Raw genomic sequence first — 26289 nt, 5'->3', positions numbered from 1 at the left:
ATGTAATACATTAAAGATACATATTAAGAGGAGACACGATGATGAAACCACAAAAGCTTACTATCGTCGGGGGTGGAAGCACCTACACACTCGGCATGATTAATAGCTTGATCGCTGAGAAAGAGGCATTTCCACTACGCAAAATCACCTTCTATGACATTGACGAACAAAGACAGGCTTCAAACGCAAAAGCAACAGAAATCTTACTGCGCGAAGCTTATCCTGAGGTCGAGGAGTTCGTTTACACCACGGATAAAGAAACCGCATTTTCTGATGCTGATTTTTTCTTTATTCAGATCCGCACGGGTGGATTACCGATGCGTGAGCGTGATGAGCAGGTTCCACTTTCTTATGGTTGTGTCGGTCAAGAAACCTGTGGCGCGGGTGGAATGGCTTATGGGCTGCGTTCTATCGGTGACATGATTTCCTTGGTCAATGAAATCCGCGCGTTTGCTCCTGACGCGTGGATTCTAAACTACACCAATCCTGCTGCCATTGTAGCTGAAGCGCTACAGCGCCAGTTTCCTGATGACAACCGCATTCTAAACATCTGCGATATGCCTGCCGCCATTATGGTGAGTTATGCACAATTACTTGGTTGCGAGATCTGGGATTTGGTGCCGGAATACTTTGGGCTGAACCACTTTGGATGGTTTACCAAGGTACGAAATCGAGAAGGTGTCGACCTTACCGCTGAGATTAAACGCATCATTCTGGAAGAGGGGATCAGTGCTGTCGATCCAGAAATTGCTGATGACCCTTCATGGCAGGCAACGTTCAAAAACATGCAAACGATGCTACGGGATAATCCAGAGTACTTACCGAATACTTACCTACAGTACTACTTATATCCAGAAAAAATGGTGGAAAAAGAGGATATTGCTAATACGCGAGCGCGCCAAGTGATCAATGGGCGAGAAAAACGGGTGTTTAGCCTAAATGAGCGCATCATTGCCGCGGGCACCACCGCTAATGAGCACCTTCACGCAGACATTCATGGACGCTATATGGTTCGCGTGGCGGCCTCGTTGGCATATAACCGTGGTGAGACGTATCTGGTTATTGTGCCGAATGATGGCGCGATCCCAAATATTCAGAATGATGCCATGGTGGAAGTACCGGCAGCGTTAACCAATGACGGCCCGAAACGCTTTGCGGTCGGAACCATCCCTACGTTCCAAAAAGCACTGATCGAAGGCCAACTCGGCTACGAAAAGCTGGTCGTTGATGCCTGGTTTAGCGGAGATCGACAAACACTGGTCAACGCGCTCACGCTCAATCGAACCGTTGTGGATGTGCCAAAAGCGCAACAGATCGTCGATGAGCTTTTACGTGTTAACGCCGACTATCTACCGCAATTTCATTAATAATACGATGCCCCAGAGACCATCTGGGGCCAAAATCTGGGAGCGATCATCATGAAAGATATGATCCAGCGCTTTGGCGCAGCAATGTTTGTCCCTGTACTCCTCTTTCCTGCCGCCGGTATGTTATTAGGCTTATCGGTGATGTTGCTCAACCAAGATCTCTTTCCTTGGGCGGTGGAAGGTAGTGCATGGGTAAAAGTGTCAACGATCCTTCTCCAAGCCTCGTTGGCGGTGTTTAAAAATATGGCCCTGGTGTTTGCGGTAGGGTTACCGATAGCACTAGCAAAATCTGCATCCGGGCGTGCAGTACTTGCCACACTTGTGTCATACATCACCTTTAATTATGTGATTGGTGGCATTTTACAGTTCTGGGGACCTGAGCTTGGGGTGAATTATGTGGAGGGTGAGCGTGGACTGACTGATGTTGGCGGTATATTGACTTTGGATACTAACCTATTGGGCGCCATCGTCATTGCTAGCCTCTCTGTTTGGGTTCACAATCGTTTCTTCGACAAAAAACTGCCAAACTGGGCGGCAGTGTTTGGTGGCACCCCCTTGGTGGTTATTGTGAGTTTCCCGATCATGGTACTCATGGCGATCATCACCTGTTTTACTTGGCCAAGTATTCAGCACGGCATTAATAATCTACAAACCTTTTTGGTCGGTGCTGGTTCATTCGGGGTTTGGATGTTCACCTTCCTTGAGCGGATTATGATCCCAACGGGTCTGCATCATTTTGTCTATGGCCCCGTATTCTATGGACCCGTTGCGGTGGATGGCGGCACAGTGGCCCATTGGATTCAAAATATCCAAAACTTTGCCAGCAACCCTGCACCTTTAACCGAGCAATTTCCTCAAGGTGGCTTAATGTTGACCGGGATGGGGAAAGTCTTTGGCTGTACCGGTATTGCTATGGCACTTTACGCGACTGCGAAGCCAGAGAACAAAAAAATGGTGCTCGGTTTAGTACTCGGTGCGGCATTGACGGCTATTCTAACTGGGATTACCGAGCCGATTGAGTTTACCTTCTTGTTTATCGCGCCAGCATTGTTTGCACTCCACGCGGTATTGGCAGCGACCATGGCAACTATTGCCTATTGGTTTGGTGTCTCAGGTAACTTCCAGACTGGGATCATCGACTTTATTTTTCAAAATTGGTTACCGCTAGGCAGCTTGCATGGCGATACATATATAGTGCAAGTGCTCATCGGCCTGAGTTTCACCGCTATTTACTTTGTGGTATTCCGCGCGCTGATTTTGAAATTTGATATCCCCACGCCCGGCCGGGGCAGCGCAGAGGCGAAGCTTTATACCAAAGCCGACTATAAGGGTGCGCAGCAAAGCGATTCATCGAGCGGTGTGATTGATGGCGGGCAAGCGAGTGCGTTTATTGAAGGGCTAGGTGGCAAAGACAACATAGCCTTGCTCACCAATTGTGCAACACGGTTGCGTATCAAGGTGCATGAGCCAGAAAAAGTAGCGGAAACGCAATATTTTCAGGCGCATGGTGCAGTCAACATGGTACGTAATGGTGACAGCTTTCAAATTATTGTCGGCTTAACCGTACCTCAGGTTCGCGAAGAAATGACGCAATTGACACGGGCGTAATAGGCGTATGAAGTAAAACACAGGACGGCAACCCCAAGGGGTTGCCGTGTTGCGATCTAAGGGCAGGGGTTAGGGTAGCGGTTAGCGATCTCATCAATACCGGCAAGCACATCATCACTCAGTGTCAGATCCAAGCTGTCGAGATTGCTCTCTAGCTGTTTGAGTGTGGTGGCGCCAATAATGTTAGAGGCGACAAAGGGACGCGTATTCACAAACGCCAGCGCCATTTGCGCCGGATCAAGACCATGACGCTGAGCCAGATCGACGTATTCTTGTGTGGCCTTTTGCCCTGATTCAGTAAAATAACGGGCGAAGCGTTGATGCAGTGTACAGCGTGCGCCTTTTGGACGTGCACCTTGCAAATATTTACCGCTCAGTGCGCCAAAGGCAAGCGGTGAGTAAGCCAATAACTCCACCCCTTCTTGGTGGCTGATCTCAGAGAGCCCCACCTCAAACGTCCGGTTAAGCAGGTTATACGGATTCTGAATAGAGACAATACGTGTGAGGCTGTGCTTCTCTGCCAGATGCAAATAGCGCATCACGCCCCAAGGGGTTTCATTAGAAACGCCGATATAACGGATTTTTCCCGCTTGTACTAGCTCGTTCAGTGCATCCAAGGTATCCAAAATCGTCACCCCAGAATGCTCGTCTTGATAAGGATAATTGAGCTTACCAAAACAGTTATTATGCCGTTGCGGCCAATGGACTTGATACAAATCGATATAGTCGGTTTTCAGTCGCGTCAGACTATCTTCAACGGCTTGATGCACATGACGTCGGTTGAGCGACATGTTGTCACGGATGTAAGGAACATTGCGCGGGCCAGCCACTTTAGTGGCGAGAATCACTCGATCGCGCTTTCCCGACTTTTCCAGCCAGTTACCGATATATTGCTCGGTTAAACCTTGTGTCGGTTGGCTTGGGGGGACGGGGTACATCTCTGCGGTGTCGATAAAATTAACACCGCGCTCAAAAGCAAGATCGAGCTGAGCATGCGCGTCGGCTTCACTATTTTGCTCACCAAATGTCATTGTGCCAAGACACACTTTACTCACGTCTAGCGAGGAATGGGGCAAACGGTGGTATTGCATCCTGTCTCCTTGTCTGCAATCGACCTATGGCAGTCCATAGTAGAGAATTTTGCCTTTAATCGAAAGCGGTTTAACCGCACCGCTCGGCTTGACAGGTGTGCAAACTTTAACCATTACTTGTATGGGTGACGCCATGAATTGCCGGGCGATGGGGTGTATTGGGTCAGGTAGCAACAGGCGCCAAAGAAAGCGACAAGAGGAAAGTCAAATGAACTATGCACAACTCAAGGCGTGGATGCGCGCGGATCCCCAGTCATGTCCGCAATGCTACATCATGGCTCATGCGGGAGGCGCCAAGTATTCGGTAGAAGTCGAAATCAAGAAGCAGCTCGAGCCTTTACGTTCCGATCAAACCGGCGAGGTGATGCAGTTTGATCATGTGGGACAAGTGGGGGATAAGCTCAAGGCGCTTGGCATTGAACAGGGCGTGTTACGCTTAATGGATCCCTATGATGAGTTCGCGACCGGTGGGGAGCCTGGGTGTCGCGAAGACATGCCGATTCGATTTTAAGGCGCTATTATTGTGGATCGAGGAAGTAACGGGTCAGGATCTGGTGGGTAAATTGTGTCCGTAAATAAAACCCACGTGGTAGCGTTCGAATTGGCTCGCCATGAGGCCCAAAGGCGTCGGTGAGTACGCTGCCATTAGCAGCCTTGGGCCGCAATTGTAAGTATTGGCCTTGACGTGCCGTGATTTCGGTCACGCGTCCCAATGCCACCCAATCCATTAATTCTTCCCAGTCGGCGCGTAAGCATGCGTCTTCTTCTGAGCTAGGAGACCACAGCAGGGGAGTCCCTATCCGTCGCTTCGCCACGGGAATATCACGCTCGCCTTCCACGGGGACCCATAACACGCGTGATAGTTTTTGTCTTACATGGCTGGTTTCCCAACGCACCCCCGCAATCCCAGTGAGTGGTGCGACACAGACAAAGGTTGTTTCTAGAGGCTTACCGTTTTGGTTGACGGGAATGGTTTTTAGCTCAATCCCCAAATGTGCGAAGTCTTGTTCAGGCTTACTCCCCGCATTGGCACCTAAACAGGTCTCGAGTAACATACCGATCCAGCCTTTTTCCCGAGAGAGTGTTTCCGGACAGCTTATCGCTAGTGATTGGCTCACTTCACCCAGCGTCAGACCTGCAAGCTCTAGTGCTCGGTCCATCAGTATCTGTTCAGACTCAGGAGGATGTATCACAGTGGCTCGATCCTGTTTATGGGCATAACGGTCGTGCATTATCGAGAACTGTCATCAGTGCTGCAAGTGGATCCTTGGGGAGAGAATGTCATGACTGTCCTTTAGTTATCCACATGGGTATCATTTTATGCGTGTAAAATAAGGCGCATGATCATATATACAGTAATAAAAATCAGAGAAAAATGGATAAAAGAGCTGATCTGTCGTTTTTTTGAGCTATCGATGTGGATAATTCACTAACTGGTGGATCTTTGAGCGATCTGTGCGTATTTAATGATCGTCGGATCTTATCAAGGATCCTCTCTTAACGAATTACTTTTAAGTTTATGAATTTAAGGTCTTATTTTATTTGTATGACAATATTTCCTTCCGTTAGATGATCGATACCTGAAGCTTTAATGCACTTTTTCTAGGCTTCTTCACAAATCTATCCACAGAAAGCGTGAATAAATGTGCGCAAACTCTCATTGCTATGTTTATAACTTCCTGTTAGAGGGTGAGTTATCCTCAGATGACGACGAGAGCGCAAAAAAGAAGGTCAATCCACAATGTTTGTTTACCCTCAGCCGCTTTTTGTGAAAAAATCAGGTTCAGTAGAGATTTATCATTGAGGTTGTCCAGTGATTGATGGCGATGGCTATCGTCCCAATGTGGGGATAGTAATTTGTAACGGCCACGGTCAAGTACTCTGGGCTCGTCGATATGGTCAGCATTCATGGCAGTTTCCACAAGGTGGTATTGATGAAGGAGAAAGTCCTGAGCAAGCCATGTATCGTGAGTTGTATGAAGAAGTTGGGCTGACCAAAAAAGATGTGCGCATCTTGGGGACTAGTCGACATTGGTTACGTTATAAATTACCGAAACGCTTGGTGCGGTGGGATTCTAAACCCGTATGTATTGGGCAAAAGCAAAAATGGTTTTTGCTTAAGCTTGAGTGTGATGAGTCACACGTGAACGTTTTGCGTGGCGGGACACCGGAATTTGATGGCTGGCGTTGGGTCAGTTATTGGTATCCTGTGCGTCAAGTCGTGGCATTTAAGCGTGAAGTCTATCGGCGTGCAATGAAAGAGTTTGCGCCGCTTGCGATGCCTTTTAAAGAACGCAAACCTCGACGTAAAAATAAGCGAGGGTAAAGGAGAAACTCGGTGCTCACGCAGTTAAGGAATATTGTGCAAAGCGTTGCAGTGTCAGCCGATCTCGATCAGGCGCTGCATACGTTGGTGCAACAAACCTGCTTGGCAATGCGTACCGAGTGCTGCTCTGTCTATCTCGCCAACCTTGAGCAACAAAGCTTTGATTTGATGGCAACGCAGGGGCTCGATCCGTCGGCGCAAGTGTCGATGTCGTTTGGTGACGGGTTAGTTGGCGTGGTTGGTCAACGGGCTGAGCCTTTAAACCTCGCTTATGCACGACGACATCCTGCGTTTAAACCTTTTCCAGCGACCGGAGAAGATGCGTTTCAATCTTTTTTGGGTACGCCCATTATTTATCGCAAAAAGGTGCTGGGCGTATTAGTCGTTCAGCAACACCAACCGCGTCAATTTGATGAAAGTGAAGAGTCGTTTCTTGTCACCTTAGCCGCGCAGTTGGCGGTGGTATTTGCCCATGCGGATGCGCAAGGGGGGTGGCAAGGTACCCGATCGCCTATTTTACTTGAAGGGATGCCGGCGTCACCGGGGATCGGTATTGCTCAAGCTTGGTGCGACGAGTCGCAACCAAGGTTAGAAGACGTTGCTCCGGCAAGCAGTCTCGATGTGTCGCGAGAGCTCGACCGCTTGGACGCCGCGATTGATGAGGCAAGTACCGAGTTCCGGCGTTTGCGTAAGCGCTTTGATAAGGAGCTACAAAAAGACGCATTAGCGATTTTTGATCTGTTTGTACATCTGCTCAATGATCCCATGTTGCGAGAAGACATAACGGTCAGGATCCAGCAAGGCGATGAAGCGACGTGGGCCGTGCGACAAACTGTGGAGGCCTTTTCCGCACGCTTTTCCCTAATGGACGATCCTTATCTCAAAGCGCGCGCAGACGATGTAAAAGAACTGGGTCAGCGATTACTCTATTTTTTGATGGCCCCGGCAGGCAGTGCTCCAGCGATTTCATCACCGGTTGTGTTACTGGCTCACGAGCTGACAGCCGGTATGCTGGCTTCGATTCCTCGTACCTTACTGGCAGGCGTTGTCGCCGAACAGGGAGCGGCTAATTCTCATGCTGCCATTCTCGCGCGGGCATTGGGGATCCCTGCGATCATGGGAGTCAGCTTTTCTCCCTCACGCTTGCACCACAAAACCGTTATCCTCGATGGACACAAAGGGATATTAATGATCGAGCCTGCCGAGGCCTTGATCAACGAATACCAGCAATTGGTTCAAGAAGAAGCCAGCTTACAATCGACCTTTGAGACAGCACTGGCCAGCCCGGGACAAACCCAAGACGGCACCCGGGTTGAGGTCCATTTAAATGCCGGTCTTAGTGCCGATAGTCAAATTGCGATTAATCAAGGGGTGGATGGGGTAGGACTTTTTCGCACTGAAGTCCCTTTTTTAATGTTACGCCGGTTCCCCTCTGAAGACGAACAAGTGAAACAGTATCGCGCCATTCTTGCCAGTTACCCTGATAAGCCTGTGGTGATGCGTACGTTGGATATCGGTGGAGATAAGCCGCTTCCTTACCTAAGTGTGGAAGAAGATAATCCTTTTCTGGGGTGGCGCGGTATTCGCTTCAGCTTGGATCATCCGGATATCTTTTTGATCCAAGTCCGTGCCATGTTACGCGCGAGCATAGGTTTAAATAACCTTAAGTTACTACTGCCAATGATCTCTGGCCGCAATGAGTTATTGGAAGCGAAAACCTTGGTCAGCCGCGCGTATCAAGAGGTCAGCCAAGAGGCCGAGAGCACGGGTGAGAGCGTTAATATCCCTATGCTCGGGATCATGGTCGAAGTTCCCTCTATTTTGTATCAGTTGGATAATATCGCGCGTGATATCGATTTTTTATCGGTAGGGACCAATGACTTGACCCAATATTTACTCGCCGTTGATCGCAATAATGCGCGGGTCGCAGATATTTTTGATGCCCTGCATCCTTCAGTACTCCATGCCTTATCATCCATTGCAACCATGGGTGCGCGCCATCAATTACCGGTAAGTGTCTGCGGTGAGTTGGCCGGCGATCCTGTGGGTGCAGCATTATTAGTGGGATTGGGTTACCAGCAACTGAGTATGAATACTCGGAATGTCGCCAAAATCAAATATCTGTTAAGTCGATTACCGCATGAGGCGCTAGTGGTGCAGGCGAATACTATGCTGACATTAGACGACCCTGATGCGATTCGGGCATCGACCGAAGCCTTTCTGGCCGAACATGGGCTTGATGCGCTAGTCAAAATCGGACAAATGCGATGATCACTGGCCTAACACTGTTGTTGTTTGTGGTCTGCATGCTAGTCGGTGCGTGCGTAGGTACCTTATCAGGGCTGCTTGGCATTGGCGGTGGACTGGTGGTGGTACCCGCTTTAACGTTTCTATTGCCGGTTTTTGGCATTTCACCGACGGTGGTGATGCCCATTGCTCTGGCGACGTCGTTAGCAACGATCGTTTTGACCTCAAGTGCGTCGGCATGGCGGCATTTTCGCTTAGGTAATGTGCATGTCGAGGCGGTCAAAGCGCTTGTTCCTGGCATGCTGTTAGGCGGTAGTCTTGGGGCCGGATTTGCTGACTTGCTGCCTCCTGATTGGCTACCCCGTTTATTTGGTGTGATTGTGCTTGCGATGGCACTGCAAATGTTACTTAATCGCCGCGTCTATCAAGCGCGCCCATTGCCGCATTGGTGGCGGCTTTCTGCGGCTGGAACCTTGATTGGGACACTTTCTAGCTTGGCAGGCATTGGTGGCGGATCCTTTACTGTTCCATATTTACACTGGCGTGGGGTCAGCATGCATCAAGCGATCGGTAGTGCCTCAGCGGGGGGAGCGGTATTAGCGTTCGGTGGCATGATTAGCTTTGTGTGGTTGGGCTGGCGACAGACGGAACCCTTACCGCCACTCAGTGTCGGATACTTGTATTTACCCGCGTTGCTCGGGGTGGTTTCCACGTCTGTGTGGATGACACGGGTAGGCGCGCAGCTTGCGGTGAAGTTACCTACTGAGCAAATAAAACGTATTTTTGCCGTCTTTCTTGTTATTGTCGGCGCTAGCATGTTGTTGAAATAAAGGATCAAATTCATGGCTGAAGGTTATTTCACCTTTCCGTCAATCGACCCGGTATTAATCGAGTTAGGCCCCATAGCGGTACGCTGGTACGGGTTAATGTATTTGTTAGGGTTTGTGTTTGCTCTTTGGCTGGCAAACCATCGTGCGACAAAACCCAACAGTGGTTGGAACAAAGAAGAAGTCAGCGATCTGCTGTTTGCCGGCTTTCTTGGCGTGGTATTGGGTGGACGCATTGGCTATGTGCTTTTTTACCAATTGGATGCTTTTATCGCCGACCCCTTGTTTTTGTTCAAAGTATGGACAGGAGGCATGTCCTTCCATGGTGGTCTGTTGGGTGTGATCACCGCCATGGCATGGTATGCACGTAAAACGCAGCGTCACTTTTTTACCGTGGCTGACTTTATTGCGCCGTTAGTACCATTTGGCCTTGGCGCTGGCCGGTTGGGCAACTTTATGAACGGTGAGCTATGGGGGCGCGTCACGGATGTGCCTTGGGCAATGGTCTTTCCAACCGGGGGCCCGTGGCCACGCCATCCCTCGCAGCTTTATGAGTTTGCATTAGAAGGCGTCGCGTTATTTGTGATCCTCAATATGTACATTAAAAAGCCACGCCCAATGGGGGCGGTCTCGGGGCTTTTCTTGGCCGGTTACGGCACATTCCGCTTTACCGTGGAGTATTTCCGCGAGCCAGATGCACATCTTGGACTGTTTGGTGATTTGTTAAGCATGGGGCAGCTACTCTCGTTGCCAATGATTGTGGCAGGCGCATTGATGATTCTATGGGCTTACAAGCGCAGGCCTGCACCATGATTAATGTCGCGTAATCAGATATACTGTTTATCACACCAAGGCACCCTATGCGGTGCCTTTTGTTTGTTCGGTCAATGATAGGAAACACTATGAAGCAGTATCAGGCGTTGATGCAGGATATTCTCGATAATGGGACAGATAGGGGAGATCGCACTGGTGTCGGAACGCGATCGATATTTGGACGCCAACTACGGTTCGACCTTGCTGAAGGCTTTCCACTGTTAACGACCAAAAAACTCTATACCCGAGCGATTATCCACGAGCTTTTGTGGTTTCTTAACGGCGAGACTAACATCCAGTACTTACAAGACAACAAGGTACGTATTTGGGATGAATGGGCCACCGAGCAAGGTGATCTCGGTCCCGTCTATGGCGCTCAGTGGCGCTCTTGGGCGTGTCCAGATGGCTCAACCGTGGATCAGATTGCGCAATTGATCGAGCAAATTAAAACCAAACCCAATTCGCGTCGCCATATTATCACTGCGTGGAACCCTGCCGATTTGCCGGATGAGTCCATCAGCCCATCAGAGAACGCGGAGCAAGGCAAAATGGCCTTGGCCCCTTGCCATTGTTTGTTTCAGTTCTACGTGGCGGATGGCAAGCTCTCATGCCAGCTTTATCAGCGTAGTGCAGACTACTTCTTGGGTGTGCCGTTTAATATTGCCAGCTATGCGCTGTTCACCCATATGATGGCGCAACAGTGCGACCTAGCGGTCGGTGATTTTGTCCATACTTTCGGTGATGTTCACCTTTATCATAACCATCTGACCGATGATATTGTCCATGAACAGCTAAAGCGTGAACCGCGTGCGTTGCCGACATTGACCATTAAACGCAAGCCTGCCTCTATCTTTGAATATAAAATCGATGACTTTGAAATTGCAGGCTACGATCCGCATCCGACCATTAAAGCGCCGATTGCGGTTTAACACATAGCTGTTTAATAGGCAGTAACGTTAACGAGGCGATACGACTTGGTCGTCATCTTGAGCCAATTTTCAATAAAAAAACGCAGCCAGCTGGCTGCGTTTTTTGTGTGTGACCTAAATCTCAGGCTTATTGGGATAAGAAGACAATGCTGCCTGGAATCACAACAAAGACTAAACTGATATAAACGAGGACGGCCATTTTTGATTTGGCGGCCATTTTGCCCAACAAGTCTGCACCTTTAAGCGGTAATTCGCGTAAAAACGGCACACCAAAGATAAGCGCGGTGGCTAGGATATTAAAGCTAAGGTGTACTAATGCAATTTGCAGCGCAAAGACGGCGAACTCGCCCGTGACGGCTGTGGCGGCAAGTAACGCGGTAATGCAGGTACCAATGTTTGCGCCCAATGTGAATGGATAAATATCACGCACCTTTAACACGCCTGAGCCGACCAATGGCACCATCAAGCTAGTGGTCGTTGATGAAGATTGCACCAACACAGTGACGATTGAGCCTGAGAAAATACCGTGCAATGGACCGCGACCGATAGCATTTTTAAGCATGTCTTTTGCCCGACCCACCATCAGTTTTTTCATCACGCGACCCATCACGGTGATGGCAATGACAATAGTAACAATCCCCATGGCAATCATCACGAAGCCACCAATGTTACCCGGGAAGATGGCATCCAAGGGCGATTGCACAGCATTAACGACGGGTTTGGTCAATGGCTTAATAAAGTTTAACCCCTTGATACTCATATCGTTCGCTTGTGCCAGTGGCGACACCAACCAGCCAGAAATTTTATTCAGTATTCCAAATGCCATTTCGAGTGGGAGAAAAATAGCCACGGCAAAGAGATTAAAGAAGTCATGAACAGTGGCACAACTAAAGGCACGACTAAACTCTACTTTACAGCGGGCATGGCCTAAACTGACGATAGTATTAGTCACTGAGGTACCCACGTTGGCTCCCATTACCATGGGAATCGCCGCTTCAACCGGCAAGCCACCCGCGACCAGGCCGACGATGATAGACGTCACGGTACTTGAAGACTGAATCAATGCAGTGGCAACAATACCAATCATTAAGCCAGCTACGGGATGAGACGCAAACGCAAAGAGCGTCTTCGCTTCGTCGCCTATGGCCCATTTGAAGCCGCTTCCTACCATGGCAACGGCCACGAGCAGGAGGTAAAGCATGACGGCAAGCTTGGTCCAACGGAACCAATTTGAGGAGCTCTGAGTTGCCTCTACTGCTGTAGCATGGGGAGTCATAAGATATCTCCGTGACAATTCGATGTCAGTTTAGTGTCAAAGCAAAATCTGAGGCGATAGTAAAAAGGGAATATTTCAGAAATATGACATAAATACTGCAGTGAGTTGAAAATACGATCTTGGCACGGATATGCCGCAGCAAAAGCGCTGTTAGCCCCCTGATTCCTAGTGTTATTTGTCCCTAAAGACACGGCTGGAAAAAAACAGAGATAAAAATGTAACAACAAGGTTGAAATCGACACTATGCTAGAGAGAAAGCGTTAAGCTATAAATCGGTAAACAGGATATAAAAGCGTTAGACTACGAATAAATCAATGGTAAGTTAGTTTTAACATCGGTTTTCCCGATGTTTACTATCAGAACAAACGATTTTTCTAAAAGTGGTCTGACTGTCTAGACTACTGAAATCCACTTTTATTGTATGGAGTGCTCTAAATGACTGATGTCATTCGTCAGTTTCTGAAAATGGAATCCGCAGGAGGTATTGTGCTGATTGTAGCGGCGGTATTAGCGATGTTCGTAGCGAACTCGGATTTACAGCCTTTATATGACAGCACGCTTCATACCTATGTAGCAGGCTTATCCGTTGGTCATTGGATCAACGATGGTCTGATGGTGATTTTTTTCCTGCTGATTGGTTTGGAAGTCAAACGTGAGTTGGTTCAAGGTGCCCTAAACTCAAAAGACAAAGCCACATTCCCTGCGGTTGCAGCGATCGGAGGTATGCTTGCTCCCGCACTGGTTTACTTGGCGTTCAACTGGGGCGACCCACTGGCCGTGTCTGGTTGGGCTATCCCAGCTGCTACGGATATCGCGTTTGCGCTCGGTGTGTTGGCGTTGTTGGGTAATCGTGTCCCGCTTGCGTTAAAAGTATTCTTACTGGCATTGGCGATCATTGATGATCTTGGGGTGATTGTGATCATTGCCCTGTTTTACAGTAGCGATCTATCGCTGGTTGCCCTAGCGTCAGCCTTTATAGCCACTGTGGTACTAGTGGCGATGAATATGCGCAAAGTGACCAGTATTCCTGCGTACGTCGTGGTTGGACTGATTTTATGGTTCAGCGTGTTGCAATCGGGCGTTCATGCGACGCTTGCCGGTGTGGTGCTTGGTTTTGCCATCCCGCTTAAAGGTAAAACGGATGATGCACCCTCGCCATTGAAAAAAATGGAACATGCGCTGCATCCATACGTGTCGTATCTGATTCTGCCGATTTTTGCGTTCGCGAACGCTGGGGTATCGCTTGACGGGGTATCACTGGCTAACTTGACGGAAATGTTGCCGCTAGGTATTGCCTTAGGCTTGCTTCTGGGTAAACCACTTGGGATCTTTACCTTTAGTTGGGCCGCAGTGAAATTAGGTATTGCCAAACTGCCAGCACGCGTGAATTTCACCCATATCTTTGCCGTGTCAGTGCTCTGTGGTATTGGTTTCACCATGTCTATCTTTATCTCATCACTGGCCTTTGTTGGTGTGAATGGCGAGTTCGTCACACTCTCTCGTCTTGGTATCTTGATAGGATCGACCTTGGCGGCCGTGATTGGCTACGTAGTGTTGCACTTTGCACTGCCACCAGCCAGCGCGCTTGCAGATGAACAAGGAGACGAGTATGAAGAAGGTAATACTGGCGTTGATTACTAGCCTGGTTACCGTCTCTGGCTCTGCCATGGCGGTAAACCAAGATATGTATTGCAACGGAAAGCAAGACCAAAGCGATGTTTGCCAAGCCTATCGCGCAGGTGTCGCGGCCGGAAAGGCGATGGTGACATCGAACGTTGATAAGGTTGATAGAGAAGAACAGGATAAATCCTCAAGCTTCTCAGAGCGTGCTTTAGAGCATCGAGCGGGTGAGCGGGTAAGAAAGCCGCTTGATAAAGACGATGTGAAAAACTAAAACGCGTATGCCACTTGAAGGCGCCAGAGAGGCAGCGTAAGCTGCTTCGTCTGGCGTTTTTTTATCTATCAGCATGGCTCACCTAAATTACAACCACCTGTACTACTTCTGGATGGTCTGCAAGCAAGGTTCAATCACCCAAGGGGCGGATAAGCTTTGTTTAACACCACAAACCGTTACTGGGCAAATTCGGGCTCTGGAACAGCGCTTAAATGGTAAGCTCACTAAACGCAATGGGCGCTACGTGGAGCCCACTGAGCTCGGCCAGCTGGTTTTTAAATATGCTGATCGTATGTTTGGTCTGAGCTACGAAATGCTAGATATTGTCAATTATAGCCAGCAAGAGAATATCTTATTCGATGTTGGGGTTGCTGATGCATTATCGAAGCGGCTGATTAGCCAAATTCTCTTGCATGCGATACCTCACGATAACGCCATCCACCTGCGCTGTTTTGAATCCACGCATGAAATGCTACTTGAGCAACTCGCAGAGCATAAATTAGATATGATCCTTTCAGACTGCCCGATAGATTCGACCCAACAGGCCGGCTTATTTAGCGTCAAGTTAGGTGAAAGTAGCATGAGCTTATATTCCTCAAACCCTGCAGAAGACCCCGATGTGCCGTTACCCATACGTTTAGCGACACAGAAAGTCTTAATTCCTAGCAAATCGACCGCAATGGGACGTAAGTTAACGCAGTGGTTTGATCAACAAGGCATCGTACCTAATATTCTGGGAGAATTTGACGATTCCGCCTTAATGAAAGCGTTTGGGATTAGTCATCAAGCGTTATTTATTGCACCTACGACCTATGCTGAGGAAGTCACCCGTTTGGGTCAAGCGATACAAATTGCTGAGCTGAGTGTGGTAAAAGAGGAATATTTCGTTATCTTTGCGGAACGTATGATTCAGCACCCAGCGGTCAAAAGGATTTGTGAAGCAGATTACAGTCACTTGTTTGTTTAGTTACAAGCTAGCATAAAGATCGTGCTAGACTCGTGCCATTGAGTATTAACTGATGATGGAAGTTGAATGGATTTAGCCCGCATGCAGCAGAATGGGCCTAAGGCAGTGAGCCTGCTAAAAGCCATGGCCAATGAAAAACGCCTTTTTATTCTGTGTTATTTACTACAAGGTGAATTGTCGGTGGGGCAGTTAGTGGAGCGGGTTCCTCTGAGCCAGTCAGCCTTATCGCAGCATCTCGCTTGGTTACGAAAAGACGGTCTGGTGACAACGCGCAAAGAGGCGCAGACGGTATATTATTCGCTAAAAAGTGATGAAGTCGTCGCTGTCATTCAGCTTTTACATGATCTCTACTGCAGCGAAACCGTGAGTTAGCACCTGGGTAAGCAACAAGTGATAAGCAAAAAAAAACCGGCCAAGGCCGGTTTTTTTTATCTCTATGCAAAGAGCAATCTTACAGCGCTTTAATTTGTGCTGAGAATGCTGCTTTGTAACGAGCTGCTTTATTCTTGTGGATCAGGCCTTTAGTGGCTGAACGATCAAGAATAGGCTGAACTTGTGCAAAAGCAGCAGTTGCCGCTTCTTTGTCGCCTGCAGCAATTGCTGAAGCAGTTTTCTTCATATAGGTGCGCATCATAGAGCGACGGCTTGCGTTGTGCTGGCGACGCTTTTCAGACTGGATCGCACGCTTCTTAGCAGATTTGATATTCGCCAAGGGTCTAACTCCCAAATCTTTTTGTTCGGTGACATTTCAAGGCGGAGGACTATGCCTCTTTTTGCCTCTATTGTCAATTCATTTGTGCAAAGATCCGCCGCTCCAAGGTAGTATTGGCGCTGCGGGGTTATCACAGTTAATATGGCGGCTGATTCTATCAGCATTTCAGCCCCGACGTCACCTATATTTCGATTTGTTCTCCCTTTCGGCGTATCGCCAGGGGCGAAAAAGTAGAAGCAACGCGCGCATCGGGTACGTGTTTTCAAGAGGTAACCGTGAGTAAGCGACTTTTACGCTCTGGGCTCATCGTGAGCACCATGACATTAGTGTCCCGTGTTTTAGGATTGGTGCGCGATGTTGTCATTGCCAACTTAATGGGCGCGGGTGCGGCCGCCGATGTCTTTTTCTTTGCCAATAAAATCCCTAATTTTTTGCGTCGTCTATTTGCCGAAGGGGCATTTTCACAAGCGTTTGTGCCGGTATTAACCGAATACCAGGCGCTTGATAAAGATGATACCACCCGAGCCCACTCACGTGAGTTGGTGGCTAATGTGGTCGGCACGCTTGGCGGGTTGGTCACTGTTGTGACATTGCTAGGTGTGGTCGGTTCGCCCGTTTTAGCCGCGTTGTTTGGTACCGGTTGGTTTGTCGATTGGCTAGACGGCGGGCCTGATGGTGCAAAATTTGAGTTGGCCAGCTTGATGTTGAAAATCACTTTCCCCTATTTGTGGTTTATTACCTTTGTTGCGCTATCGGGGGCTATCCTTAACACGCTGAATAAATTTGCAGTTTCCAGCTTTACGCCGGTGTTTTTAAACGTAGCGATTATTGCTGCGGCGATCGGTCTATCCCCGCATTTGGCACAACCTGAAATAGGCCTTGCGATCGGTGTGTTTGCAGGCGGTGTGATTCAACTTTTGTTCCAACTGCCTTTTTTAGCGCAAGAGGGGATGCTCGTGCGGCCTAAATGGGGATGGCATCATCCCGGCGTTGTCAAAATTCGACAGTTAATGATCCCAGCATTGTTTGGGGTATCCGTCAGTCAGATTAATCTGTTATTCGATACCTTTATTGCTAGCTTCTTAATGACGGGTTCTATCAGTTGGCTGTATTACTCCGATCGTTTATTAGAGTTCCCACTGGGGTTATTTGGCATTGCGATTGCGACGGTGATCTTGCCCGCGTTATCCAAAAAACATGTCGATAAATCGGCGGATCAGTTTGCTGCGACCATGGATTGGGGCGTACGTATGGTTCTGCTACTCGGGATCCCCGCCATGGCTGGATTAATTGTGCTCGCCAAGCCCATGTTGATGGTGTTGTTTATGCGGGGTGAATTTGGTGTACCTGACGTGGAGGCGGCCAGTCTATCTCTGGTGGCTTATGCCTGTGGTTTGGTCAATTTTATGGTGATCAAAGTCCTGGCGCCTGGTTATTATGCTCGCCAAGATACTAAAACACCGGTCAAATATGGTGTCATCGCAATGGTCAGCAATATGGTCTTTAACGCGATTTTTGCCTATTTCTTCAGCTACGTGGGGTTAGCAATGGCCACGGCCTTATCGGCGCTGATTAATGCAGGCCTGTTGTATCAAGGGCTACACCGTCGTCATATTTATCGCCTTTCTCGAGAAACAGTGATGTTTATTGTTAAGTTACTGGTGGCTGTTTGTGCCATGGTTATTGGGCTTTATGTTTTAATGCCAAGTTTGTCACAATGGGTGGCTATGCCATTATTCTCTCGCAGCATTAGCTTGGCTGGTTGTATTCTTGGCGGGGGGAGTCTCTATCTGATCACGGCAGTGATGTTTGGTGTGAGATTAGGCGATATCCGCCACCGAGGATGATGGTAAGCGCGGAATATCAATCCAGGGCTGATTGCCAGCGCTGACTAGTATATAATCCGCCAGTTTTTATAGTTCAAATAGTCAGCAGGCGATGGAATTAATTCGAGGCATTCACAATATCCGGGCCAAACACCGAGGCTGTGTACTCACCATCGGTAACTTTGATGGTGTCCACCTTGGGCACCAAGCGGTCTTGCGCCAAGTGGTCGAGAAGGCCAGGGCCCTCGATTTGCCTGCGACTGTCATGCTGTTTGAGCCTCAACCGCTCGAATTGTTTCAAGGCGATCAGGCTCCTGCACGTTTATCCCGGCTGCGCGACAAATATAGTCAACTGGCTAAGTTAGGCGTGGATAGGCTTTTGTGTGTCAGCTTTACACCAGCATTTGCCGCCATGAGCCCGGATGCCTTTGTTGATCGCTTGTTGGTCAATCAATTGGGTGTTAAGTTTCTTGTAGTGGGTGACGACTTTCGCTTTGGCCTCAAGCGTGCCGGTGACTTCGCTCGATTAGAGCAAGCCGGGAAAGAGCATCACTTTGCGGTGGTGAGTACCGAAAGCTTTTGTGTCAGCGACCGACGGGTGAGTAGCACCGCTATCCGAGATGCGCTTCTCGCGGGCCAGTTAGAGGCGGCAGCCGATATGTTGGGGCGACCCTACAGTATTTGCGGGCGGGTCGCGCATGGGCGAAAGCTTGGACGCACGATCGGCTTTCCTACCGCGAATGTGCTGCTTAAGCGGCGAGTCTCTCCTGTATCGGGTGTGTACGCGGTAACCGTGTCCGGTGCGCGTGCAGGGCAATCTTTGCCGGGCGTTGCCAACGTGGGTAATCGACCGACGGTCAATGGCACCCATCAGCAGTTAGAAGTGCATCTATTCGATCAAACGCTCGATTTATACGGCAAACAATTAGAAGTTAGCCTACTGCACAAATTGCGTGATGAAACCAAGTTCGCGTCAGTAGACGCATTAAAAATGCAAATTCAACGAGATGCATCGGCAGCGCGTGCGTGGCTGGCTGATGGCAATAATGTCTAGAGTAACCTCCATACGGAATCAATAATCAATGAGTGACTACAAAGATACCTTAAACCTGCCGGAAACTGCGTTTCCGATGCGAGGTAATCTTGCTAAGCGCGAGCCTGATATGCTCAAGCGTTGGTATGATGAAGATCTTTACGGTGCAATCCGTCAAGCGAAGCACGGCAAAAAAACATTTATTTTGCACGACGGCCCTCCGTACGCGAACGGCAATATTCATATTGGTCACTCTGTTAATAAAATTCTCAAAGACATTATTATTAAATCGAAAACGCTGGCGGACTATGACGCACCGTATGTCCCTGGCTGGGACTGCCACGGCCTACCTATCGAATTGATGGTAGAGAAAAAAGTGGGCAAGCCGGGTCAGAAAATCTCCACCGCCGAGTTCCGTGAAAAATGTCGTGAATACGCGGCCAAGCAAGTGGAAGGTCAAAAAGCCGACTTTAAACGTCTTGGCGTGTTAGGTGAGTGGGATAAACCCTATCTCACCATGGACTTTAAGACTGAGGCCAGCATCATTCGTGCCTTGGGTAAGATTGCTGGGAATGGCCACTTGCACAAAGGGTTTAAACCGGTTCACTGGTGTACGGATTGTGGTTCAGCCCTTGCCGAAGCCGAAGTCGAGTATCAAGACAAGACGTCCCCATCGATTGACGTCATGTTCCGTGCGGTCGATGAGCAGGCGCTCGTGAACACCTTTACCCTTGCTGGTGAGCATCAAGGCGAAGGGCCTGTTTCGGCGGTGATCTGGACGACGACGCCTTGGACTCTGCCGGCTAACCGCGCCGTTGCTGTGTCCGCGGATCTGGAATATGTGCTGGTGCAAGTCGAAGGCGAGCAGCCACAGCGCTTAATTCTGGCGGCAGAGTTGGCCAAAGACGTCATGGATCGTGCTGGTATCGAGCACTATCACAACCTTGGTTTTTGTAAAGGTGAAGCGTTAGAGCTGCAACGTGTTCAACACCCATTTTATGATTTTGACGTGCCGGTGATCCTTGGCGATCACGTGACAACTGAGTCCGGTACGGGGGTTGTCCACACTGCGCCTGGACACGGCCAAGAAGACTTCGTGGTGGGGAAAAAATACGACCTAGAAGTGGCCAATCCTGTGGGGAGCAATGGTGTGTATTTACCTGATACACCACTGTTTGCCGGTCAGCACGTGTTTAAAGCCAATGATAATGTCATTGAGACGCTTAAAACGCATGGCGCGCTGCTGCATCATCATGCCTATGAACACAGCTATCCGCACTGCTGGCGCCACAAAACGCCGATTATTTTCCGAGCGACGCCACAGTGGTTTATCGGCATGGATAAAGCCGGTCTGCGAGATAAAGCCTTACAAGAGATCAAAAACGTTGAATGGATCCCTGACTGGGGGCAAAGCCGCATTGAATCCATGGTTGAAGGCCGTCCAGACTGGTGTATTTCTCGTCAGCGTACCTGGGGCGTACCCATTGCCTTGTTCGTTCACAAAGAAACGTCAGAGCTTCACCCCGATACGATTAACCTGATTGAGCAGGTTGCACAGCGGGTAGAGCAATCGGGCATTCAAGCGTGGTGGGATTTGGATCTTAACGAACTGCTTGGCGATGAAGCAGATCAGTACGAGAAAGTGCTGGATACGCTCGATGTATGGTTTGATTCAGGTGCGACGCACTATGCGGTGGTTAACCAGCGTGACGAGTTCAACGGCCAAGAAGCTGACATGTACCTCGAAGGGTCGGATCAGCACCGTGGTTGGTTCCAATCATCGTTAATGACCTCGGTCGCCATCAAAGAGAAAGCCCCGTATCGAAAAGTGCTGACTCATGGTTTCACCGTTGACGGCAAAGGCCGCAAGATGTCGAAATCTTTGGGGAACACCATCGCGCCGCAAGACGTGATGAACAAGCTGGGTGCCGATATTTTGCGTTTATGGGTGGCATCAACCGATTACACCGGTGAGATCACCGTTTCGGATGAGATCCTAAAACGCAGCGCCGATGCGTATCGTCGTATCCGCAACACCTCGCGTTTCTTGCTGGCGAACCTACATGGCTTTGATCCTAAAACCGACTTGGTTGCCCCAGACGATTTGGTCGCGGTTGATCGTTGGGCGGTGGGACGTGCGTTGGCGGCACAGCAAGAAATTACAGAAGCATTTGAAGCCTGTAATTTCCACCAAGTCACGCAACGCTTGATGCAGTTCTGCTCGATTGAGATGGGCTCTTTTTATCTCGATATTATTAAAGATCGCCAATACACCGCGAAAGCCGGCAGCCATGCGCACCGAAGCTGCCAAACGGCACTGTTCCACATTGTCGAAGCCTTGGTCCGTTGGATGGCTCCTATTATGTCGTTCACGGCGGATGAAATTTGGAATGAAATGCCGGGTGAGCGTAGCAAGTTTGTCTTTACCGATGTCTGGTATGACGGCCTGTTTGATCTTGAAGACAGTGCTGCCCTTAATCAGGCGTTCTGGGCGAAATTGTTAAACGTACGCGATGCGGTCAATAAAACGCTTGAACAGGCCCGTAACGAAAAAGTCATTGGTGGCTCACTAGAAGCCGAAGTGACCCTGTATGCGCCCGCCGATTTTGCCGAAAAACTGCGCTTAATGGGCGATGAACTTCGCTTTGTGCTGTTAACGTCAAAAGCAACTGTGGTCGCCGGTGAAGCCCCAATATCTGCGACGAAAACGGATGTTGAAGGCCTTGCTGTTGAGGTGACGGCTTCAAGTGCGGCGAAGTGCGAACGCTGCTGGCATCACGTCGCCGACGTGGGCACCATTGCTGGCCATGAAGAGATCTGTGGCCGTTGTGTGACCAACATTGCAGGAGAAGGCGAAACTCGCCAATTTGCGTGATGCAGACTCTTTCCCTCTCGCAATCAGGATGGCGCTGGCTTTGGCTGGCGCCTCTGGTGTTTGCGCTTGATATTGGTAGTAAGTGGCTAGTGATGCAAACCATGGAATACGGGTTTGCTAACCGCATTGAACTGTTGCCTTTTTTTAATCTTACCTACGTGCACAACCATGGCGCAGCCTTTAGTTTTTTGAGTGATGCTGGAGGCTGGCAGCGTTGGCTATTTAGCGTGATTGCACTAGGAGTCAGTGGCTTACTGGCTTATTGGATGCGGACCACCCCGGCAAGCCAACGGCTGATCAATATTGCCTATGCGATGATCATCGGCGGCGCATTGGGTAATTTATTTGATCGGCTTGTCCATGGCTATGTCATCGACTTTTTAGATTTTTACATTGGCACGTCGCATTGGCCGGCGTTTAACTTGGCGGATTCCGCGATTTGTTTGGGGGCGGCGTTGGTGATTCTGGAAAGTTTTCGTCAGGACGCGTCATCGACCAAGCAGGGATAATGCGTATCTATCTGCACACTCCGACTTTCAAAAAGGATGAATCATGAAAGCGATCAGCGCCGCTAGCGAAGTGATTATGCATTTTACCATCAAGCTTGAAGATGGCTCGGTGGCCGATACCACCCATAATGCGGGGAAGCCTGCGAAATTGGTGATGGGAGACGGCAGTCTGACCGAAAACTTTGAAAACTGCTTACTGGGCTTAAAAGAAGGCGCCTCGAGTAGCTTTACCTTAGCGCCTGAAGATGCCTTTGGGCAGCCAAACCCTGATAATATTCATCATATGGATCGCCGCCATTTCGGAGGAGAAACACCCGCCGAAGAAGGTGCGATCATTGCGTTTAGTGGTCCTCAAGGGCAAGAAATTCCGGGGATTATTACCGCGGTCTCTGGCGACTCAGTCACCGTTGACTTTAATCATCCTTTGGCGGGTAAAACCGTCATTTTTGACGTTGAAATTATAAGTGTGCAATAAGGCGTAGTCATGAAGATCCTACTTGCCAATCCCCGTGGCTTTTGTGCGGGCGTCGATCGTGCAATCAGTATTGTTGAACGAGCGTTAGAAATCTATCAACCGCCGATTTATGTGCGTCATGAAGTGGTGCACAACCGCTTCGTCGTGGAAGGGTTGAAGCAGCGTGGGGCGATTTTTGTTGAGCAGATCAGCGAAGTGCCTGACGACAGTATTGTGATCTTCTCTGCACACGGTGTATCACAAGCGGTGCGGAACGAGGCGAAATCGCGTCAATTGACCGTGTTTGATGCCACCTGTCCATTGGTGACCAAGGTCCATATGGAAGTGGCGCGCGCAAGCCGCAAAAACATGGAAGTGGTGCTGATAGGCCATGCGGGCCACCCAGAAGTGGAAGGCACCATGGGTCAATACGCCAGCGAAACGGGTGGCATGTATTTGGTCGAAACCCCAGACGATGTCTATACCCTCAAGGTCAACGATCCAGATAACCTACACTATGTCAGTCAAACTACACTGTCTGTGGATGAAACGGCAGATGTGATTGATACCTTGCGGCAGGTATTTCCCAATATCCAAGGCCCGCGCAAAGATGATATTTGTTATGCTACACAGAACCGCCAAGATGCAGTACGCGATCTTGCGCAAAGCTGTGATGTGATGATTGTCGTTGGATCGAAAAATAGCTCAAATTCAAATCGTCTCCGTGAGCTTTCTGAAAAGCTAGGTACGCCTGGGTATTTGGTCGATACAGCACAAGACATCGCCCCCGCTTGGTTAGACGGCAAGCATACCGTTGGGATCACGGCAGGAGCATCGGCACCTGAAGAGCTGGTGAATCATATTATCGAGCGCATCAAGCAGCTTGGTGCCACAGAGGTTGAAAATCTCTCTGGACGAGAAGAAAACATGTTCTTTGAAGTGCCGAAGGAATTACAAATTCGTGAGGTCACTTAACCGTGATGATCCAGACCAAAAAGGGAAGCGAAAGCTTCCCTTTTTTTCGCCAATATACAAGTGCCAGGGAACGCGCTAGAGTGGTCAGTTACGATCAAGGAGCCAATTTGCTGGCAAAGTGACAAAGGGGAAAATCATGGTACGTATTGCCATTGCAGGCGCGGCTGGACGAATGGGCCGCAACCTTATTCAAGCGGTTGCACAATACTCGGGCGCAACATTGGGCGCGGCGAGTGAGCGCCCTGAATCTAGCCTAGTAGGCACAGATGCGGGTGAGTTGGCAGGAATTGGCCGTTTAGGGGTTAACGTGGTAGACGACCTTGCTAATGTCAGTGATGACTTCGACGTGATTATCGACTTTACCGCACCATCGGCCACGATGGCGCATTTGGCGTTATGCCAACAACAAGGTAAACAATTAGTCATTGGCACCACCGGGTTTGACGAGGCGCAAAAACAAGTCATTCATGAGGCTGCTGAGTCAACTGCCTTAGTCATGGCGCCCAACTACAGTGTGGGGGTGAACCTAGTGTTTAAGTTGCTCGAGCAAGCCGCCAAAGTGATGGGGGAGGAATGCGATATTGAAATTGTTGAAGCCCACCACCGCCATAAAGTGGATGCCCCTTCAGGCACAGCGCTAGGTATGGGCGAAGCGATTGCGGGGGCAATGGGTAACAACCTCAGCGATGTGGCTGTCTATGCGCGAGAAGGGAATACGGGCGAGCGCAGCAAAGACGAGATTGGTTTTGCCACCCTTCGTGCCGGTGACATTGTTGGCGAACATACTGCGATGTTTGCCGATATCGGTGAGCGTGTTGAGATCACGCACAAGGCCTCAAACCGTAATACCTTTGCCAAAGGCGCGGTCCGTGCAGCGGTTTGGCTCAATCAGCACCCGTCGGGTTTTTATACCATGCAAGATGTCCTCGATTTAAAATAACTATTCATCGCGCTTCGGCGCGATGTTTTTTGCTTATACGTAAAACGCCCTCTCTGTTTGTGTTAATCCTCCAGCTTTATCTATTTTTTACTGAGCTCATATCGCCATTTTTGCACGAGACTGTATTTATCAGGTATTAAAAGCACAGGTAAACGTTTGCTAATGAGCTTTTATTTTTTTAGACAGATATTGTGTCTTACGTAATGATGCTGGCAGTGATTTGGGTGTTTTTTGTACCGTAAAGTCGATTTAAGCTGTGTTTTATGGCGGTTTAGATGAAGAAAGCTATTGAGTGGTGAATAAAGAAAACAAAAAAATGCGGGTTTGATTGACAGCTTCTCCATGCATCCCTAGAATGCGCGCAATTTGTCAAAATTCAGCTTGACGCGGGTTTTGATCTTAGATGGAATACGTGAATGCAACGTTAGTCGTTAAAAGTGCATTTTTATATAAACTGGAGGTTGTCTTGAGCAAGTTTGCGCTCTTAGTCCTAGAAGATGGGACAGTGTTCCACGGTACCCCGATCGGCGCGGATGGCTCCGCGGTGGGAGAAGTGGTTTTCAATACCTCGATGACGGGGTATCAAGAAATTGTCACCGACCCCTCTTATTCCCGTCAAATAGTCACTCTTACTTATCCCCACATTGGCAACACCGGCACCAATACCGAAGACGAAGAATCCTCCCAAGTTCACGCTCAAGGCCTCGTGATTCGTGATCTCCCTCTCTTAGCTAGCAACTTCCGCAATCAACAATCCCTTTCTGATTACCTCAAGCAACACAACGTTGTTGGCATTGCCGACATTGATACGCGCAAGCTCACCCGTTTGTTGCGTGAAAAAGGGGCGCAAAATGGTTGCATTGTCGCTGGCGACAGCGTGGATGAAGCATTGGCTTTGGCTAACGCGCAAGATTTTCCTGGCCTCAAGGGCATGGATCTCGCCAAAGAAGTGACCACTCAGGAAAGCTATAGCTGGACACAAGGCTCTTGGCAACTTCATCAAGGCTTACCCGATGCTTTACCTGATAGTGAATTGCCTTATCACGTAGTGGCGTATGACTTTGGTGCCAAACGTAACATTTTACGTATGCTGGTTGACCGTGGCTGTCGTTTGACGGTGGTGCCTGCCACCACACCCGCAGACGAGGTGCTGGCGATGAATCCGGATGGAGTTTTCCTATCCAACGGTCCTGGCGATCCAGCCCCGTGTGACTACGCGATTGCGGCGACGCAAACCTTCTTAGCGAAAGGCGTGCCTTTATTTGGTATTTGCTTGGGCCACCAAATTTTAGCACTGGCGAGCGGTGCTAAGACGGTGAAAATGAAATTTGGCCATCATGGTGCCAATCACCCGGTGAAAGATTTAGACCGAGACGTGGTGATGATCACCAGCCAAAACCATGGCTTTGCGGCCGATAAAGATAGCTTGCCAGACACATTGCGGGCGACCCATGTGTCTTTGTTCGATGGCAGCTTACAAGGCATTCATCATATTGAAAAACCCGCCTTTAGCTTCCAAGGCCACCCAGAGGCAAGTCCAGGACCGCATGATGCGGCGCCTCTTTTTGACCATTTTATCGACCTTATCAAACAACATCGCGCCTAATCGGAGTCGTTGAG

The 26289-nt window shown here is 49.3% G+C and carries 24 protein-coding genes; 20 read left to right on the top strand and 4 right to left on the bottom strand.

The window, feature by feature from the left end:
* Positions 1 to 38 precede the first annotated feature (38 nt).
* Both BZG78_RS12110 and BZG78_RS12105 read left to right on the top strand, forming a co-directional pair.
* Positions 39 to 1367, top strand: coding sequence for a 6-phospho-alpha-glucosidase (locus BZG78_RS12110; protein ID WP_242413019.1), 1329 nt, complete (start codon positions 39 to 41; stop codon positions 1365 to 1367).
* 51 nt (positions 1368 to 1418) lie between these two features.
* The gene (locus BZG78_RS12105; RefSeq protein WP_077661343.1) at positions 1419 to 2975 is read left to right on the top strand and encodes an alpha-glucoside-specific PTS transporter subunit IIBC; all 1557 of its coding nucleotides are present in this window, start codon (positions 1419 to 1421) and stop codon (positions 2973 to 2975) included.
* 56 nt (positions 2976 to 3031) lie between these two features.
* Here BZG78_RS12105 and BZG78_RS12100 read toward each other — a convergent pair whose 3' ends face one another.
* Positions 3032 to 4066 (bottom strand): NADP(H)-dependent aldo-keto reductase, encoded by a 1035-nt coding sequence (locus BZG78_RS12100; RefSeq protein ID WP_077646817.1) that lies wholly within the window; start codon positions 4064 to 4066, stop codon positions 3032 to 3034.
* A 208-nt stretch (positions 4067 to 4274) separates the two neighbouring features.
* On the opposite strand from BZG78_RS12100, the gene BZG78_RS12095 reads away from it, so the two are divergent.
* Entirely contained in the window at positions 4275 to 4577 is a 303-nt protein-coding gene (locus BZG78_RS12095) for a DUF6482 family protein (RefSeq protein ID WP_077461734.1), read from the top strand.
* A 7-nt stretch (positions 4578 to 4584) separates the two neighbouring features.
* Here BZG78_RS12095 and mutH read toward each other — a convergent pair whose 3' ends face one another.
* Positions 4585 to 5256 (bottom strand): DNA mismatch repair endonuclease MutH, encoded by a 672-nt coding sequence (gene mutH / locus BZG78_RS12090; RefSeq protein ID WP_330359240.1) that lies wholly within the window; start codon positions 5254 to 5256, stop codon positions 4585 to 4587.
* A 623-nt stretch (positions 5257 to 5879) separates the two neighbouring features.
* Here mutH and rppH point away from each other — a divergent pair.
* The 5 genes from rppH to BZG78_RS12065 all read left to right on the top strand — a co-directional run bounded on the left by rppH (position 5880) and on the right by BZG78_RS12065 (position 11208).
* On the top strand, positions 5880 to 6392 hold the full coding sequence (rppH, locus tag BZG78_RS12085; RefSeq protein ID WP_021023314.1) for an RNA pyrophosphohydrolase: 513 nt from the start codon (positions 5880 to 5882) through the stop codon (positions 6390 to 6392).
* Positions 6393 to 6404: 12 nt separating this feature from the next.
* Complete coding sequence (gene ptsP, locus BZG78_RS12080) at positions 6405 to 8663, top strand: phosphoenolpyruvate--protein phosphotransferase (protein WP_077661342.1); 2259 nt, start codon at positions 6405 to 6407, stop codon at positions 8661 to 8663.
* Positions 8663 to 9469, top strand: coding sequence for a sulfite exporter TauE/SafE family protein (locus tag BZG78_RS12075; protein ID WP_101494559.1), 807 nt, complete (start codon positions 8663 to 8665; stop codon positions 9467 to 9469). Before ptsP ends, BZG78_RS12075 begins: the two co-directional genes overlap by 1 nt.
* A 12-nt stretch (positions 9470 to 9481) precedes the next feature.
* Positions 9482 to 10279 carry a prolipoprotein diacylglyceryl transferase gene (gene lgt, locus BZG78_RS12070; protein ID WP_021023311.1) on the top strand — a complete coding sequence of 266 codons (798 nt, stop codon included), beginning with the start codon at positions 9482 to 9484 and terminating at the stop codon, positions 10277 to 10279.
* An 89-nt stretch (positions 10280 to 10368) separates the two neighbouring features.
* A complete protein-coding gene (locus BZG78_RS12065; protein ID WP_077661341.1) occupies positions 10369 to 11208 on the top strand; it encodes a thymidylate synthase in 840 nt (279 codons plus the stop codon).
* A 127-nt stretch (positions 11209 to 11335) separates the two neighbouring features.
* On the opposite strand, the gene BZG78_RS12060 is transcribed toward BZG78_RS12065, so the two are convergent.
* On the bottom strand, positions 11336 to 12484 hold the full coding sequence (locus BZG78_RS12060; RefSeq protein ID WP_077661340.1) for a Na/Pi symporter: 1149 nt from the start codon (positions 12482 to 12484) through the stop codon (positions 11336 to 11338).
* Between the two features lie 435 nt (positions 12485 to 12919).
* On the opposite strand from BZG78_RS12060, the gene nhaA reads away from it, so the two are divergent.
* The 4 genes from nhaA to BZG78_RS12040 all read left to right on the top strand — a co-directional run bounded on the left by nhaA (position 12920) and on the right by BZG78_RS12040 (position 15717).
* Entirely contained in the window at positions 12920 to 14125 is a 1206-nt protein-coding gene (gene nhaA, locus BZG78_RS12055; protein ID WP_077461730.1) for a Na+/H+ antiporter NhaA, read from the top strand.
* Entirely contained in the window at positions 14094 to 14378 is a 285-nt protein-coding gene (locus BZG78_RS12050; RefSeq protein ID WP_021023307.1) for a hypothetical protein, read from the top strand. Before nhaA ends, BZG78_RS12050 begins: the two co-directional genes overlap by 32 nt.
* Positions 14379 to 14451: 73 nt before the next feature.
* Entirely contained in the window at positions 14452 to 15345 is an 894-nt protein-coding gene (nhaR, locus tag BZG78_RS12045) for a transcriptional activator NhaR (RefSeq protein ID WP_077661339.1), read from the top strand.
* A 66-nt stretch (positions 15346 to 15411) separates the two neighbouring features.
* Positions 15412 to 15717, top strand: coding sequence for a metalloregulator ArsR/SmtB family transcription factor (locus BZG78_RS12040; RefSeq protein WP_021023305.1), 306 nt, complete (start codon positions 15412 to 15414; stop codon positions 15715 to 15717).
* Positions 15718 to 15796: 79 nt separating this feature from the next.
* Here BZG78_RS12040 and rpsT read toward each other — a convergent pair whose 3' ends face one another.
* On the bottom strand, positions 15797 to 16057 hold the full coding sequence (gene rpsT / locus BZG78_RS12035; protein WP_077646827.1) for a 30S ribosomal protein S20: 261 nt from the start codon (positions 16055 to 16057) through the stop codon (positions 15797 to 15799).
* A 275-nt stretch (positions 16058 to 16332) separates the two neighbouring features.
* On the opposite strand from rpsT, the gene murJ reads away from it, so the two are divergent.
* From murJ to carA, 8 genes are all read left to right on the top strand, one after another.
* Positions 16333 to 17904, top strand: coding sequence for a murein biosynthesis integral membrane protein MurJ (gene murJ, locus BZG78_RS12030; RefSeq protein WP_077661338.1), 1572 nt, complete (start codon positions 16333 to 16335; stop codon positions 17902 to 17904).
* Positions 17905 to 17995: 91 nt separating this feature from the next.
* Entirely contained in the window at positions 17996 to 18937 is a 942-nt protein-coding gene (gene ribF / locus BZG78_RS12025; protein WP_077661337.1) for a bifunctional riboflavin kinase/FAD synthetase, read from the top strand.
* Positions 18938 to 18965: 28 nt separating this feature from the next.
* On the top strand, positions 18966 to 21791 hold the full coding sequence (gene ileS, locus BZG78_RS12020) for an isoleucine--tRNA ligase (RefSeq protein WP_077661336.1): 2826 nt from the start codon (positions 18966 to 18968) through the stop codon (positions 21789 to 21791).
* Positions 21791 to 22300, top strand: coding sequence for a signal peptidase II (lspA, locus tag BZG78_RS12015; RefSeq protein ID WP_021023300.1), 510 nt, complete (start codon positions 21791 to 21793; stop codon positions 22298 to 22300). Before ileS ends, lspA begins: the two co-directional genes overlap by 1 nt.
* Positions 22301 to 22343: 43 nt before the next feature.
* Positions 22344 to 22775, top strand: coding sequence for an FKBP-type peptidyl-prolyl cis-trans isomerase (gene fkpB, locus BZG78_RS12010; RefSeq protein WP_021023299.1), 432 nt, complete (start codon positions 22344 to 22346; stop codon positions 22773 to 22775).
* 9 nt (positions 22776 to 22784) lie between these two features.
* Positions 22785 to 23729, top strand: coding sequence for a 4-hydroxy-3-methylbut-2-enyl diphosphate reductase (gene ispH, locus BZG78_RS12005; protein ID WP_077461723.1), 945 nt, complete (start codon positions 22785 to 22787; stop codon positions 23727 to 23729).
* 136 nt (positions 23730 to 23865) lie between these two features.
* The gene (gene dapB, locus BZG78_RS12000) at positions 23866 to 24669 is read left to right on the top strand and encodes a 4-hydroxy-tetrahydrodipicolinate reductase (RefSeq protein WP_021023297.1); all 804 of its coding nucleotides are present in this window, start codon (positions 23866 to 23868) and stop codon (positions 24667 to 24669) included.
* A gap of 466 nt (positions 24670 to 25135) precedes the next feature.
* Positions 25136 to 26275: a glutamine-hydrolyzing carbamoyl-phosphate synthase small subunit gene (gene carA, locus BZG78_RS11995; RefSeq protein WP_077661345.1), complete on the top strand. Its 1140-nt coding sequence runs from the start codon at positions 25136 to 25138 to the stop codon at positions 26273 to 26275.
* Positions 26276 to 26289 lie beyond the last annotated feature (14 nt).

This window comes from Salinivibrio sp. MA351, assembly GCF_001996065.1.
GTDB lineage: Bacteria > Pseudomonadota > Gammaproteobacteria > Enterobacterales > Vibrionaceae > Salinivibrio > Salinivibrio costicola.
Note: the sequence above shows the minus strand (reverse complement) of the source record. Positions and strands in the feature narration are given on the sequence as shown.